14 protein-coding genes are annotated in these 14,513 nt (G+C 28.5%); 7 read left to right on the top strand and 7 right to left on the bottom strand.

The annotated features are described in order from the left end of the window. The first annotated feature begins 440 nt into the window (after positions 1-440). Genes Q8S45_RS03495 through Q8S45_RS03485 form a run of 3 tightly spaced genes read left to right on the top strand, consistent with a single transcriptional unit; the run spans position 441 to position 4,172 of the window. Positions 441-2,465, top strand: coding sequence for a tetratricopeptide repeat-containing sensor histidine kinase (locus Q8S45_RS03495; protein WP_305601282.1), 2,025 nt, complete (start codon positions 441-443; stop codon positions 2,463-2,465). Positions 2,466-2,513: 48 nt separating this feature from the next. Beyond that, positions 2,514-3,728 carry a GTPase HflX gene (hflX, locus tag Q8S45_RS03490; protein ID WP_305601280.1) on the top strand — a complete coding sequence of 405 codons (1,215 nt, stop codon included), beginning with the start codon at positions 2,514-2,516 and terminating at the stop codon, positions 3,726-3,728. 33 nt (positions 3,729-3,761) lie between these two features. Beyond that, complete coding sequence (locus Q8S45_RS03485; RefSeq protein WP_305601278.1) at positions 3,762-4,172, top strand: nuclear transport factor 2 family protein; 411 nt, start codon at positions 3,762-3,764, stop codon at positions 4,170-4,172. Positions 4,173-4,453: 281 nt separating this feature from the next. On the opposite strand, the gene Q8S45_RS03480 is transcribed toward Q8S45_RS03485, so the two are convergent. From Q8S45_RS03480 to Q8S45_RS03460, 5 genes are all read right to left on the bottom strand, one after another. Continuing rightward, entirely contained in the window at positions 4,454-5,539 is a 1,086-nt protein-coding gene (locus Q8S45_RS03480) for a CNNM domain-containing protein (RefSeq protein ID WP_305601276.1), read from the bottom strand. 81 nt (positions 5,540-5,620) lie between these two features. Further along, positions 5,621-6,397, bottom strand: coding sequence for a DUF3078 domain-containing protein (locus tag Q8S45_RS03475; RefSeq protein WP_305601284.1), 777 nt, complete (start codon positions 6,395-6,397; stop codon positions 5,621-5,623). A 175-nt stretch (positions 6,398-6,572) separates the two neighbouring features. Further along, on the bottom strand, positions 6,573-7,082 hold the full coding sequence (locus tag Q8S45_RS03470; protein ID WP_305601274.1) for a DUF2480 family protein: 510 nt from the start codon (positions 7,080-7,082) through the stop codon (positions 6,573-6,575). Next, positions 7,083-7,403, bottom strand: coding sequence for an iron-sulfur cluster assembly protein (locus tag Q8S45_RS03465; RefSeq protein ID WP_305601272.1), 321 nt, complete (start codon positions 7,401-7,403; stop codon positions 7,083-7,085). Between the two features lie 49 nt (positions 7,404-7,452). Next, a complete protein-coding gene (locus Q8S45_RS03460; protein WP_305601270.1) occupies positions 7,453-7,875 on the bottom strand; it encodes a SufE family protein in 423 nt (140 codons plus the stop codon). Between the two features lie 110 nt (positions 7,876-7,985). Between Q8S45_RS03460 and Q8S45_RS03455 the strand changes: the two genes are divergently transcribed. From Q8S45_RS03455 to Q8S45_RS03440, 4 genes are all read left to right on the top strand, one after another. Further along, on the top strand, positions 7,986-8,912 hold the full coding sequence (locus Q8S45_RS03455) for a PfkB family carbohydrate kinase (protein WP_305601268.1): 927 nt from the start codon (positions 7,986-7,988) through the stop codon (positions 8,910-8,912). A 63-nt stretch (positions 8,913-8,975) separates the two neighbouring features. Then, positions 8,976-10,877, top strand: coding sequence for an amidophosphoribosyltransferase (locus Q8S45_RS03450; protein ID WP_305601266.1), 1,902 nt, complete (start codon positions 8,976-8,978; stop codon positions 10,875-10,877). 308 nt (positions 10,878-11,185) lie between these two features. Next, entirely contained in the window at positions 11,186-11,971 is a 786-nt protein-coding gene (locus tag Q8S45_RS03445; protein ID WP_305601265.1) for a serine/threonine-protein kinase, read from the top strand. After that, complete coding sequence (locus tag Q8S45_RS03440) at positions 11,968-13,122, top strand: hypothetical protein (protein ID WP_305601263.1); 1,155 nt, start codon at positions 11,968-11,970, stop codon at positions 13,120-13,122. The genes Q8S45_RS03445 and Q8S45_RS03440 overlap by 4 nt, the downstream gene beginning before the upstream one ends. Here Q8S45_RS03440 and Q8S45_RS03435 read toward each other — a convergent pair. Both Q8S45_RS03435 and Q8S45_RS03430 read right to left on the bottom strand, forming a co-directional pair. Next, complete coding sequence (locus Q8S45_RS03435; protein ID WP_305601261.1) at positions 13,104-13,766, bottom strand: hypothetical protein; 663 nt, start codon at positions 13,764-13,766, stop codon at positions 13,104-13,106. The two genes, Q8S45_RS03440 and Q8S45_RS03435, sit on opposite strands and share 19 nt — an antisense overlap. After that, positions 13,750-14,418: a PP2C family serine/threonine-protein phosphatase gene (locus tag Q8S45_RS03430; RefSeq protein ID WP_305601259.1), complete on the bottom strand. Its 669-nt coding sequence runs from the start codon at positions 14,416-14,418 to the stop codon at positions 13,750-13,752. The genes Q8S45_RS03435 and Q8S45_RS03430 overlap by 17 nt, the downstream gene beginning before the upstream one ends. Positions 14,419-14,513: the final 95 nt, after the last annotated feature.

The raw sequence follows: 14,513 nt of genomic DNA, 5'->3' as shown, positions 1-14,513 counted from the left end.
GTGCAGTAAAACGAAACAAAAAATGTATCGAGAACCGTTTTTAACTATCATTTTTCTGTTCTCGATACAATTTTCTATCGAAAATCACTCGAAGTGACGAAAAATCATCGTTAAAAATTAATTGCACCCAACGCGTTATTTTTATTGAGTTTGTATTTAAACACTTCAAATGTAATTTTTATTTTGGGTTCTAATAGTTGTTTATGGGTTGTTTTTTAAATAAAGATACACCGGAAAGTAATCGCTAAAACCACCTTGATACCATTTTCCAATATAAGTTCTAAAAAAAGTTATTGTGTGAAGGTTATTAAATTTAACTTCTTTTTTAAAGAATGAAAGTATAAGTATTGTTTTAGGGGTGATAATTATCATCAAAAAAATGTTTTATTTTTTCTATTTTGGCAAAAAGCATTCCTAATTAATTCTAAATATTTAATTTTATGAATTATACTAGACCCCAATTAAAACAATATTTTTGTTTTATTAGTATGCTTATTTTTTTCAATATATTATTTAGTCAAGGATATAAAGATAAAAAATTAATTAAGCTAAGTGCCTCAAAAACTGACACTTTAAAAATTCAATTGCTAATTGATAAGGGAGACACTTATTTCCCAACCCATCCAGATACTGCCTATTTTTATTACAAACAAGCCTTAATTTTATCAAAAAAAACAAATTATAAAAAAAGTGAAGCAAATAGTTTATTGCGTATTGGCACATATTTAAATTATAAACAATCATTTAAAGAATCTTTAGAGTATTTTTTAAAGGCGATAAGTATTTATGAGTCAATTAAAGATGAACAAGGAGTTGCAAATGGTTATTATTATATTGGTGATAGTTTTGCATACATAAATTCATATGGCAAATCTTTTGAATATTATTTTAAAGCTTTTGAAATTTATGAAAAAATAAATGATAAGAGTGGTATGGCTGATGTAAATACGAGATTTGGAACTATAAATTATGATCAGAATAACTATACAAAAGCGCATAGCTATTACAGAAAAGCTCTTGAAAATTACGAGGAGTTAAATGATAAAAAAGGGCTTATAGTAACTTATATTAATATTGGAAATGTTATTGCTGACCAGGGGAGATTGGATGATGGCGTAATGTACTATCATAAATCAATTAAGCTAGCAGAAGAACTAAATGACGTTGAAGGGATTGCAATTAACTATACAAATATTGGTGATTGCTATTTAGTTAAAGGAGATTATGAAATGGCATTGGAGTATTTTAATAAATCACTTAAATTAACAGAACAATTTGAATATAAAACTTTAGACCCTATAAATTATGTAAATATTGCCGAAACATATTTAGAATTAAAAGACTATAAGAAAACCATTTTATATGCCAATAAAAGTTTAGAAAGTTCAAAACTTGTTTCTTGGAAATACAAAGAATACCATAATTATGATTTTTTAAGTAAAGCTTATGCAAAATTAGGAGATTATAAAAAAGCATATGAAAACCAAAAAATATTTAGGAAATATTCCGACAGTATTTCTAATATAAAAATAGTTGAACAATTAACAAAATTAGAGGTTTTGTATGAGCTTGAAAACCAAGTAAAAGAAATTAGTTTACTAGAGAAAAAAGAAGAACTCAACAACTTAAAAATCAAAAGTCAAAAATCATTGAACAACATACTTGTTGTAGCTACAGTTATATTGCTTCTGCTATTTATATTACTTAACATTCAACGAAAAAGTAAAAATAAGGCCTATAAATTATTAGCCATCTCAAAAGAAAAAGCGTTAGAAAGCGACCGCTTAAAGTCTGCTTTTTTGGCAAATATGAGTCATGAAATTAGAACCCCAATGAATGCCATTATGGGCTTTTCAGAATTTTTACAAGACCCAGATATAGGAGTTGAAAAACGACTTAAATTTGTAGATATCATTCGTAAATCTGGAACCCGTTTGATGAATATTATTAATGATATTATTGATATTTCTAAAATAGAATCGAACCAATTAAAAATTGATTTAAAAGAAATTGATATTACCAATACATTAAAGGATATTGTTGAAATTCAGAAAAAAACAAATCAGTTATTATTGAATAAAAACGTTACGTTAAAATTTAATAATAAAGACACAATTAGTATAAAAACCGACAAAGATCGTTTTACCCAAATTGTAAATAACCTACTAATTAACGCTATTAAATTTACCGATAAAGGCTCAGTTGAAATTGGTTATGAATCTAAAAACATAGATAATCTTCCATTTATAGAGTTCTATGTAAAAGATACCGGTTGCGGTATTCCAAAAGATAAGCATCACTTAATTTTTGAACGGTTTTCACATGCTGGCGAAAATGATTATAAGCAAGGTAATGGAATTGGTCTAAGTATCTGTAAAGGTTTAGTGAAATTGTTACATGGAGAAATATGGTTTACATCATCTGAAGGTGTTGGGTCAACTTTTTATTTTACACTTCCTAATTAAAGATTTCGTTTTTTAGAATACGAATAAACTTATTTGTATTTTTGCAACATGATTGATCAAATAAAAGTTACCTCAGAAGAGGCCGTTTTAATAGGTGTTGTTACTCAAAACCAAAACGAAGAAAAATCTAATGAATATTTAGATGAATTAGAATTTTTAACGTTAACTGCTGGTGGAGTAGCGGTAAAACGTTTTGTTCAAAAAATGGAAAGTCCAAATCCTAAAACTTTTATTGGTAAAGGAAAATTAGAGGAGGTTAAGGCATATATAGATGCAAACAATATTCAAACAGCCATTTTTGACGATGAACTTTCTTCAGGTCAATTGCGTAATATAGAAAAGGTATTGAACTGCAAAGTGCTAGATAGAACTAATTTAATACTCGATATTTTTGCTTCTCGTGCTCAAACAAGTTACGCTCGCACACAAGTAGAATTGGCGCAATGTCAATATTTATTACCTCGTTTAACTCGTCTTTGGACACATTTAGAGCGTCAAAAAGGGGGAATTGGGTTGCGTGGTCCTGGAGAAACAGAAATAGAAACCGATAGACGAATAATCCGTGATAAAATTGTTTTACTAAAAGAAAAATTAAAAACAATTGATAAACAAATGGCTGTGCAACGAAAAAACCGTGGAAATATGGTGCGTGTTGCATTGGTGGGCTATACAAATGTTGGGAAATCTACATTAATGAATGTGGTGAGTAAAAGTGATGTTTTTGCTGAAAATAAATTATTTGCAACTTTAGATACTACTGTTCGAAAAGTGGTAATTAAAAACATTCCTTTTTTATTAACTGATACCGTTGGGTTTATAAGAAAATTACCAACCCAATTAGTAGAATCGTTTAAATCTACGTTAGACGAGGTTCGTGAGGCCGATTTATTATTGCATGTTGTAGATATTTCACACCCTAGTTTTGAAGATCATATTGCTTCTGTAAATAAAATTTTAGAAGAGATAAAAAGTGCCAATAAACCAACTATCATGGTTTTTAATAAAATTGATATCTATCAACATCAAACTATTGATGATGATGATTTGATTACCGAAAAATCGAAAGAACATTATACCTTAGAAGATTGGAAAAAAACATGGATTAATAAATTAGATCATCATTGTTTATTTATTTCTGCCATTGAAAAAGAAAACATGGAAGATTTTAAAGAAAAGGTATTTGAAGAAATTAAAAAAATTCATATTACCCGTTTTCCTTATAACGATTTTTTATATGAAGAGTTTGAAGACGTGAAAGAATAGAAATTAGTTTAACGCAATAAATCTATAATTAATATGAAATTAATTTGGCTTGTATTTTTTACATTTGTTGTAGCTCTTCTGTTTAATTCTAAAATAACAGCACAAAAAATGGAACCAACAACTATAGCGCAAGGGCAATTAGATGCTTACAATAATCAAAATATTATAGAGTTTTTAAGTTGGTATGCCGATGATGTAGAAGTATATAATTTTCCAAATGAGTTGGTTTATAAAGGAAAAGAAGAAATGAGTAAGAGGTATATTAATGCGTGGAAATTAAATCCTAATCAAAAAGCAGCGGTTACAAATCGACTACAAATTGGAAACACAGTTATTGATAAAGAGCATATAACAGGAAGAAGTTCAGGTATTGAAGCGAATGTTTTCGCCATTTTCAAAATTGAGAATGATAAAATAGTTCAAGTTTATTTTATTAGAGAATAGTTCATAATTGTAAAATTCAGATATTTTAAGTTTGTTGGATACTATTCCTTTAGTAAATTATGCAGGAGGAATTAAAACTCATAATTAATACCAATTCCAACCAACTCCTTTAATTGAAACCCTTCATAAGTATTGTCATTATAAATTGTTCGTTTTTGCCTTAAACAAAGAAAATGTGGGCGAATTTAAGGGGAGGTTTTGAAGAAGTTTAAAAGAGTTTCATATTTCTCTTTTTCAGTAAATTATTTTTTACATGATGAATTTATCGAAAAAGGTTCTTTTTAAGGCTGTGATTTATCAATTAACAATCCAAATTTTTTGGCTCTGGTTTCCCAACTTTTTCTTGCCAAAAGTTGCAGATCGGCATCATTATCACTTTCATCCATAATTTCAAGTCCTAAGAGAGTTTCAATAACATCTTCCATGGTAACTATTCCGCTAACCGACCCAAATTCGTCTACCACTAATGCTATATGCTCTCGTTGAGTCACAAAAGTTTCAAATAAATTGGGTATTGGTAAATTTCTGTGTGTAATTAATATATTACGAACAATATTTTTTAGAGGTTGGTTACCATTCCCTTTTATAATTTCTTCCATTACAACATCTTTTAAAATATAACCAACAACATTATCTGTGCTTCCATTAAAAATAGGAATTCTTGAAAAATGAAGTTTAGGATGTTCATCATAAAAATCTTGTATAGATTTTTCATCTGAAGCAGAAATCATAACTGTTCTTGGAGTCATAACATCTTTGGCATGAACTTTTTTAAAAGTGAGTAAATTTTTAATAATGGTACTTTCATGGGCTTCAAAAACACCTTCTTGATGAGCAATATTTGTCATTGTATGAAAATCTTCTCTGCTTAAAATAGAGCCGTGCGTATGAGACCCGCCAATAAGTTTAGTAGTTAGCTGTAACAACCATAAAATTCCAGTATATTTTAAAGGAAAAATTAAAATTACAAGCGCTTTTGCACTAAAATTTGCCAATTGTCTCCAATAAATAGCTCCAATGGTTTTTGGTATAATTTCTGAGGTAACTAAAATTAAAAAAGTCATAAGCGCAGAAACAATTCCAACGGTATTAAACCCTAAAAAATTAATTTTGAAATCCAATTTATCTGCCTGAAATCCAACCATAATTGCCCCAACAGTATGTGCAATAGTATTAAGTGTTAAAATTGCTATTAGTGGTTTATCAACATCCTTTTTTAAATTTTCTAAGATTTTAGCATAGGCTTTTCCTTCTTGTTTTTTTACGCTTATAAAAGTAGGCGTTGAGCTTAATAAAACAGCTTCGAGAATAGAACACAAAAATGAAAAGAAGATAGATACTATAGCGTATGTTAAAAGTAATGTCATTTAAGTATTTTTAATTATAGATTTAAAATCGTGTAAAAATAGTAAAATATAAGATTGTAATTGAATTTAAAATAATGATTTTTAGTTGGTTATAAAAGAATAGTTAATTCCTGCTCCAAACACTTGCCTAACCTGAAATCCTTTAAAAGCATTATCGTCGTAAATGGTTTGAAAACTAAGGTTTGCAGAGAGGTATTTGTTTACTGTCATAACTAAATTCATTGTATAATCTACATCTATATTTTGTGGATCTTCTAGATAATTTGCATATAAATTTACACTATTTTCCATAGTTACATTTTGCATTAACGTAATTTTTGAATAACCAGAAGCATTAAAACCTAATTCAAAACGAGCACTTTTACCTTGTTCAACACCAAAATAAGCATCGTTTGGTAAGGTTGAATTTTTGTCAACAAATACTATTTTTGCCGTTGCTGGAGCCAAATTAAATTTCAAATCATCGCTTTTTTTCCAAAGCATACCTGGCCCAAATGAAAGATTTGCAGGTGACATAAAATTGGTATATTCTGTTCTAATTTCTTTCCCATTAAGATCTTTTTCATAAACATAGCCTTTTGTAAATTGGGTTTTAAAGTTTAAAAAACCTGAATAAAACCAGTACCCACTAGCTTTAATTCCAACTGTAGAGTTAAATTCAAAACGGTCGTCTGTTTTCTTTTCAAATTCATTATTTTTGCTTTTTGTTAAACCGTAAGATGCCAATAATTTATTATCCCAGTTTAAATTTCCTTTTGCATAATTAAAATCATAATTCAAGCCAACATTGGCGGCTATATTATTTTCACCTCCAGCAACCCAATCTGAAAATGCTGATTGATTAAATAATAATGAAATGGTTCCTTTTTTTGCCCAACCTTGTTTAGGTTCTTGTTTGGTTTCTTACGAAAAAATGGTGAAGCAACAAAACATAATTGATGCGAATAAAATTATTTTTTTCATATAAATTGTTTTTAATTAGCTACGTGTAAAAGTATAAAACAGATTGTTTTTTAAATGTAAAAACAAAAATTTAGTTGCTTTTTTTATACAATGGAACTGAAGAACACGCTTCGCCAAACATAATTGAACTTGCAACAGGTTTCAATTTTTCAACTAAGTGTACGTAAGCTGTTTCAGGAATAGGCTTGTTACTGCATCCTTTAATAATAATTGGTTTGTCTATAAAACTGGAAGTATCAAGATTGTTTATAATATCAAAAAATACCGCATTCTCTAAATCGTTTAAAGTGCCAACCACTATTTTTTTAGAAAATTGCGTTAAATAAGTTGTAATTAACAGATATGCCCAAGAAGGGATAATGGCATCTGCTGTACAGGTGAGGGCAACAAAATGGTTTTGGTATTGGGTCCAATCGTGATTTTTTAAAGAAGCTCTAAAATCGACCTCTTTCAAAATTAATTCGTGAAAGAGCCATACTTTTATATCAATTATAGTTCTAGGATTAGAAGGGTAATAATCTTCTAAATCAAAAGTAATTAATTTACTATTGGCAACTCTATTTATTATTTCATCAACCATTTATAAAAAACCAAGTTCTAATTTTGCTTCGTCACTCATCATGTCTTGAGTCCACATTGGATCAAAAGTAATTTCTACGGTGGTTGTTTTTACATCTTCCAACGTATTCACTTTTTCTTCAATCTCAACAGGTAATGTTTCTGCTACTGGGCAGTTAGGTGAAGTTAATGTCATTAAAATTTTAACATCATTATTTTCACTCACAAACACATCGTAAATAAGTCCTAATTCAAATATATCAACTGGGATTTCAGGATCGTAAATAGTTTTCAGTTTAGCAACTATTAAATCCCCCATTTTTTCAACACGCTCACTATTCATTGGATAACATTCTTTATAATCATTCTAAATAAGTACAAATATACAATTATTAACCAATTTTGGATTGAAAAGCTAAAGCGTATAATTTTATTTGTTTGATCATAGAAACTAGACCGTTTGCTCTGGTAGGTGATAAATGTTCTTTTAAGCCAATTTCATTGACAAAAAATAAGTCGGTTTCTAAAATAGTTGCTGGAGTTTGATTGTTAAAAACACGCAATAATAGCGCAACAATACCTTTGGTTAAAATGGCATCGCTATCTGCTGTAAAGGAAAGGGTGTCATTCTTTATTTCAGAAAAGAGCCAAACTTTAGACTGGCAACCAGAGATTAAATTTTCATCTAATTTATTCTTTTCATCAATTAGTGGCAACGATTTTCCTAACTCTATAATGTATTCATAGCGCTGCATCCAATCTTCAAACATGGAAAACTCGTCTATAATTTCTTCTTGTATTTCTTTGATAGTCATTTTTTAAACTTATTTTTGCACAATCTTAAATTGCAAATTATTAGAAAGTGCAAAAATAAGATAAATATAAAGAAATACATTCCTGCATTGCAGTAAACTAAAAAAATAAAATGAGTAAATTATTAATTGTAGGTACTGTGGCCTTTGATGCTATTGAAACTCCGTTTGGGAAAACCGATATAATTTTAGGTGGGGCAGCTACTTATATTTCACTTTCTGCGTCGCAATTTGGAGTAGATTGTGGTATTGTTTCTGTGGTTGGTGGTGATTTTCCGAAAGAATATTTGAAAAAATTAAATGATAGAAATATTAATACAGACGGAATTGAAATTATTGAAGATGGGAAAACATTTTTTTGGAAAGGTAAATATCATAACGACTTAAATACCCGAGACACATTAATTACAGATTTAAATGTACTAGCTAATTTTAATCCAGTAGTACCCAAAAATTATTTGGATACGGATTATTTGATGTTAGGAAATTTACATCCAGCAGTTCAAATGGCAGTGATTAAACAAATTCCAATCAGGCCTAAATTAGTAGTATTAGATACCATGAATTTTTGGATGGACAATACATTACCAGAATTATTGGAGGTAATTGCTAAAATTGATGTTATAACTATTAATGATGAAGAAGCTCGTCAATTATCAGGAGAATATTCTTTGGTAAGAGCTGCTCAAAAAATACATTTAATGGGTCCAAAATATGTGGTTATCAAAAAAGGTGAACACGGAGCGCTATTATTTAATAATGGTGATGTGTTTTTTGCTCCGGCGTTGCCTTTAGAAGAAGTTTTTGATCCCACAGGAGCTGGAGATACTTTTGCAGGTGGATTTATAGGACATATTGCTAAAACAGATGATATTTCTTTTGAAAATTTAAAAACTGCTATTGTAGCAGGTTCTAATTTAGCTTCATTTTGTGTTGAAAAATTTGGAACAGAACGTATGGAAAATTTAACTCAAGTTGAAATTCAGGAACGACTATTACAATTTAAATTATTAACTCAATTTAATATTGATTTAAGATAAAAAAGAGATTCCGCCTGCGTGCGGAATTTTTTATTATATTCATTCTCTACAAAAATATATACAATGAGTGATGCTCTAAAACACGAATGTGGAATTGCCTTGGTGCGGTTGTTAAAACCTTTACAATTTTATAAAGACAAATACGGCACGGCTTTTTATGGCCTAAATAAAATGTATTTGTTAATGGAAAAACAACATAATAGAGGACAAGATGGGGCAGGATTAGCGAGCATAAAGTTCGATGTTGCTCCAGGAACTCGTTATATAAGTCGTGTTCGCTCTACTGACGATCAGCCAATACATGATATTTTTGCTCAAATTAACGAGCGATTAAATCAATTAAATAAAGATTTTCCCGACAAAATTGATGATGTGCAATGGCAAAATAATCATGCACCTTATTTAGGAAATTTGTTTTTAGGCCATGTACGTTACGGAACCTTTGGAAAAAATAGTATAGAAAGTGTTCATCCATTTTTACGTCAAAGTAACTGGATGCATAAAAGTTTATTAGTAGCTGGAAATTTTAATATGACCAACTCAAAACGCCTGTTTAATGATTTGGTTGAAATTGGACAGCATCCAAAAGAAATGACTGATACAGTGACTGTAATGGAAAAAATCGGTCATTTTATTGATAAAGAAGTTACCGAATTATACAATAACATTAAAGAAGAAAAAGGTGTTGGTAAAAAAGGAGCTTCCCCTATAATTGAAGATCAGATAGATCTTAAAAAGATACTTAAAAGATCGGCAAAAAACTGGGATGGAGGGTATGCAATGGCTGGTTTGTTAGGACATGGAGATGCGTTTGTGCTGCGAGATCCTGCCGGAATTAGACCTGCATTTTATTATATTGATGACGAGGTGGTTGTTGTAGCTTCTGAACGCCCTGTGATACAAACCGTTTTTAATGTTGCAATAGAAGATGTTCAGGAAATTGAAAGAGGACATGCGTTAATTATAAAACGGAATGGGAAAATTTCTATGGATAAAATTAAAGATCAATTACCAAAAAAATCATGTTCATTTGAGCGTATTTATTTTTCAAGAGGGAGTGATGCCGATATTTATATAGAACGAAAGAATTTAGGGAAATTGGTGTTTCCACAAATTTTAGAGAAAATAAATAATGATATTAAGAATACTGTTTTTTCATTTATTCCAAATACAGCTGAAACTTCATTCTATGGAATGCGAGAAGCTGCAGAAGATTTTTTAAACCACCAAAAAGCAGAAATTATTTTAAAAGGTAAACGCAGCTTATCTGTTGAAAAAGTAAAAGAAATTTTATCAGAAAGACCTCGTGTTGAAAAATTGGCAATAAAAGATGCAAAACTGAGAACGTTCATTGCTGATGACGGAAGCAGAGACGATTTAGTTGCACACCTTTATGATGTTACTTACGGCATTGTAAAACCAAATGATAATTTGGTGGTAATTGACGATAGTATTGTTCGTGGAACAACGTTAAAGAAAAGTATTATTAAAATTTTAGATCGATTAAAACCTAAAAAAATTATCATTGTTTCATCTGCTCCTCAAATTCGTTATCCAGATTGTTACGGTATAGATATGGCCAAAATTGGTAATTTTATTGCCTTTAGAGCAGCTTTAGAATTGTTAACAGAATCAAATCAAAATCATATTGTCGATGAAGTTTACAAAAATTGCCTAAGCCAAAAACATTTGGAAGATATAGAACTAAAAAATGAGGTTAAGGCAATTTACAACCAATTTTCCGATGAGCAAATTTCTGATAAAATAGCTCAAATGTTAAAAACCGAAGACATTAAGGCTGAAGTTGAAATAATTTTTCAATCTGTAGAAAATTTACATAAAGCAATTCCAAATCATCTAGGAGATTGGTATTTTACAGGTAATTATCCAACTCCTGGTGGTAATCGTGTTGTAAACGATGCCTTCATCAATTTTTATGAAGGAAGTGACGAAAGAGCGTATTAGCTCTGAATAAAATGAATTTGTACTACATTATAGTTACTGATAAGTTGGGAACTCCATAGGTATTGAAGGCTATATAAGCCAGAAAACTACTATAATTATATCTTTTGCTTGGTTGTATTTTCATACAATCCAATGGTTTTCTTTGTTAATAAATATCATATTAGCAACCTTCTAATTATGGTAGATTTGAGTATCTTTAGTTTTCAAAAATTGTGTTTACTTATAAAAATTATTAGAAATAATTGAATTTATATGAAGGTTATCATATGCTAGTGGTAATTTCATAACAAAAATTAGAAAAAGAAAATATGGCTTCAATTGAATTAACCAAAGAATTACTGAAACATTTTAATATTAGTGAATACAAACAAGCTAATCCTGGTGGTCAAAAAACAGTTTTTATTGTTAATATTGACAATAAAAAATATGCTTTAAAAATAATCAATTTTGCTGATGATAGATTTGAAAGAGAGGTTAAAATTTGCAAACAATTTGATGATAACAAAGGTATTCCAAATATTATTGGAATTGAACCATTTGAAAAAAACACAATAATTATAGAAGAATATATTGAAGGTAATGATCTATCTGAATTAATTAAAGATTATAAAGGTAACGAACAAAAAATTAGCCAGTTAATTTATGCTACCGCAACTATTTTAATACCCGTTTGGAATGCTAAATATGTACACAGAGATTTAAAGCCACAAAATATAAGGATAAGGAATAATGGTGAACCAGTTGTATTGGATTTTGGTATAGCAAGGGCACTAGATGACGAAAGTATTACGGCAACTGGAGTACAACCATACACTTGGCCATTTGCAAGTCCTGAACAATATTCTGGTCAAAAAAACCTTATATCATACAGAACAGATTTCTTTTGCTTAGGAATAATTGCTTATTATCTATACACAAACTCATTACCATTCGGCAATAATAGAGGTGAAATTTATAAGGCCTTCCAAGATGACAAACTCATTGTAAATTCAGGAAATGAATATATTGACACCTTTTGTAATAATGTATTTAAAAAAAACCCTTCTGAAAGACCAAGAAAAATTGAATTATTTTTAAAACTTATAGAATTATGAAAGTTACTCATGTATTAGGACACAACTCGAATTGGAATGTGGATTCTTATCTAGGGCAAAATATTGGAGATTATTTTTTAATAATTGCGTTTTCACATGGAATTAATTATGATTCAAAACCCTTATTAAAAAAAGTACTTGATGTTTCAATGATTGATTTACAATTTTATGGAAAAAACACGGATATTCAAACAGGTAAATTAACTGAATTTTCCTTTCATACAAGTAATATAAATACTAAAGAAAACACAAATGTTTATTTCGAAAAATGCGCACAACAAGCAATTGAATTTCAGATTGAAAAAAACTTTAAAAACATTATTATTCCTCTTTTTTATGAGAATGACGAGGTTAACGATATTATTTATGCTATAAAAACATTAAACAAATATATTTCCAAATTAGATAATAAAAATCATAAATTTTTTATGACTCTCCCACTGGCAAATCATATAATTATCGATAAAGATAAAATTGAAGAAATACTATTTGTTTGCACAGAAATGGATATTTGCTTTGATGGATACTTTATCGCTTGTGAGAATAAACCAGAAACTCGAAAAAAACTAACTACAGATATTAAAATATTTAAAAATTTAACAAGAGTATTCAAAACTTTAAAGCAACAAGAATTTGAAACTATTTATGCCTATGCAAATTGGGATGCTATTATTTATCTTGCACAAACCGATATAGATTATATAACCATAGGAACATATGAGAATTTGAGAAATTTCGATATTAAACGTTTTACAGAAGATATTTCAGGTGGTGGTTCAAAAGGTTATTATTTTTCTGAAAAGCTTTTAAATATGGTAAGAGCTGACGATGTAACTATGTTAAATGATACTGGGAATATTAATATAATAAAAAATGAGAAAAATATTTTTTCAGATATTATTTTGAAAGATGGATATCCTTGGAACATTCATAAACCAGATGTAAACAAAAATTATTTATTTACAATTTCAAAAATTCTTCAAAGAGTAGCAAGTATTTCAGATCTTGAGTTTAGAAAAGAATATGTGTTAGATTTAATTGATAAAGCAATTAAAAACTATAATTATTTAGAAGAAAATAGAGTTTATCTTAATAATGAAAGTAGTAATTACCACTTAAATATTTGGAAGACTTATCTAGCAAATTCATAATTATTTTTAATTTTTTCTGAAAAAAGAATTTGCATTTTTGGGTCAAATGGTTGTTGTCTTTTAGGGTTGAAATACATTTTAAGATCCCCATCAGTTGTAATTGTTGCTAAACCAACATTATACTTTTCAAAAGTATCAATATTTTTAATTGCGGAACTTGAGTAGTATGCATCCATTACAACATAAGAATATTCAGCAAACCATTTATATCTATAGGCCTGTTTTAATGCCCTTTTCCAATCTTTCAACTTGGCTTCAATGGCGAAATTTTCATTAAACGAAAGCTCATAATCTCTATCAATAACAAGATTAACTCCTTTAATCTTTACATATTTATTGGCAACTAATTTTTCTATTGATTTTGAAAGATCTTTTTTTGATCTTTTTGTTGTATTTAGTATTGTATCAAATGATATATTTTCTGTTTTTTTTATCAAATTGTATATATTAATATCACTATTGTTTAAAACAATTTTTGAAGACTTCAGTTTTATTCTAGGCTTAATCAAACTGCTTAAAACTAAATCTGCAATTCCATAACCAAGAGAAACTTCCTCAAAAATTTCAACATAGTCTTGTCTGAAGCTACCTTTTAAAGTCTCGATTAAAATATTAACAAGCTCAGTTTCAGTTTGAAATTTCATTTTTTACAATAATATAAGATGAATCATCTTTATTTTTTCTTCTTTGAAGAATTGCTATTCTTTTTTTAATATTTCGATAGTTTTTAAAATTAAAAGTATCAAAATATTCTTTTAGGCTATTTTCCATTAGTCCATAAAAACCATCTGTACACATCAAAAAATTATAACCAAAATCTATGTTATTCATTTTAAAATCATCAAGAATTAATGATTCTAAACCTAAACATTTTGTTATAATATTCTTTTTTCCAATCAATGAGTCATCATTTGTAATCTTTTCAAGAAATTGGTTTGTAAATATATATATTCTTGAATCACCAATATTTATAAAGTTAACATTTTTCTTCAACTTATTAAAAAACAAAACTGATATTGTACTCATCCCATTAATTCCACAGTTTAAAACATCATTATGTGTTTCATATAATAGTTGTGATAAATTAGTCTCTGAAACTTGAATTTGTTTAATCTTAGCTTTAAAAAGTCTTTTAAATTCATTAATAAATAAATAACTAAAAGGTCTTGAACTAACACCATCAAATACAATAAATAAATAATAATTTTCATTTTCAATTATTAATATTCGGTCTTGATTTTTTTCTCTATTTAGCCCTTTTTTTGAGTTACTTATATATTTTAAATTAATCTTCATATATTTCTAAGATCAGTTTCTAGGAATTATTTATTTGAGGAAATCATTGATTTTAAATAAACAACAATATTCATAAAATATTTTATGAAAGTACA

Source organism: Lutibacter sp. (genome assembly GCF_030692605.1).
In the GTDB taxonomy this organism is placed as follows: Bacteria; Bacteroidota; Bacteroidia; order Flavobacteriales; family Flavobacteriaceae; genus Lutibacter.
The sequence above is the reverse complement of the archived record's forward strand: the minus strand, read 5'-3'. Positions and strand labels throughout refer to the sequence as shown.

Excerpts from the sequence above, each read along its gene's own strand:
- Q8S45_RS03440 (WP_305601263.1), top strand. The coding sequence starts at position 11,968 with ATGAAAGTTACTCATGTATTAGGACACAACTCGAATTGGAATGTGGAT.
- Q8S45_RS03465 (WP_305601272.1), bottom strand. The coding sequence starts at position 7,403 with ATGAATAGTGAGCGTGTTGAAAAAATGGGGGATTTAATAGTTGCTAAA.
- Q8S45_RS03460 (WP_305601270.1), bottom strand. The coding sequence starts at position 7,875 with ATGACTATCAAAGAAATACAAGAAGAAATTATAGACGAGTTTTCCATG.
- Q8S45_RS03455 (WP_305601268.1), top strand. The coding sequence starts at position 7,986 with ATGAGTAAATTATTAATTGTAGGTACTGTGGCCTTTGATGCTATTGAA.
- Q8S45_RS03445 (WP_305601265.1), top strand. The coding sequence starts at position 11,186 with ATGGCTTCAATTGAATTAACCAAAGAATTACTGAAACATTTTAATATT.
- Q8S45_RS03450 (WP_305601266.1), top strand. The coding sequence starts at position 8,976 with ATGAGTGATGCTCTAAAACACGAATGTGGAATTGCCTTGGTGCGGTTG.
- Q8S45_RS03470 (WP_305601274.1), bottom strand. The coding sequence starts at position 7,082 with ATGGTTGATGAAATAATAAATAGAGTTGCCAATAGTAAATTAATTACT.
- Q8S45_RS03485 (WP_305601278.1), top strand. The coding sequence starts at position 3,762 with ATGAAATTAATTTGGCTTGTATTTTTTACATTTGTTGTAGCTCTTCTG.
- Q8S45_RS03480 (WP_305601276.1), bottom strand. The coding sequence starts at position 5,539 with ATGACATTACTTTTAACATACGCTATAGTATCTATCTTCTTTTCATTT.
- hflX (WP_305601280.1), top strand. The coding sequence starts at position 2,514 with ATGATTGATCAAATAAAAGTTACCTCAGAAGAGGCCGTTTTAATAGGT.
- Q8S45_RS03430 (WP_305601259.1), bottom strand. The coding sequence starts at position 14,418 with ATGAAGATTAATTTAAAATATATAAGTAACTCAAAAAAAGGGCTAAAT.
- Q8S45_RS03495 (WP_305601282.1), top strand. The coding sequence starts at position 441 with ATGAATTATACTAGACCCCAATTAAAACAATATTTTTGTTTTATTAGT.
- Q8S45_RS03435 (WP_305601261.1), bottom strand. The coding sequence starts at position 13,766 with ATGAAATTTCAAACTGAAACTGAGCTTGTTAATATTTTAATCGAGACT.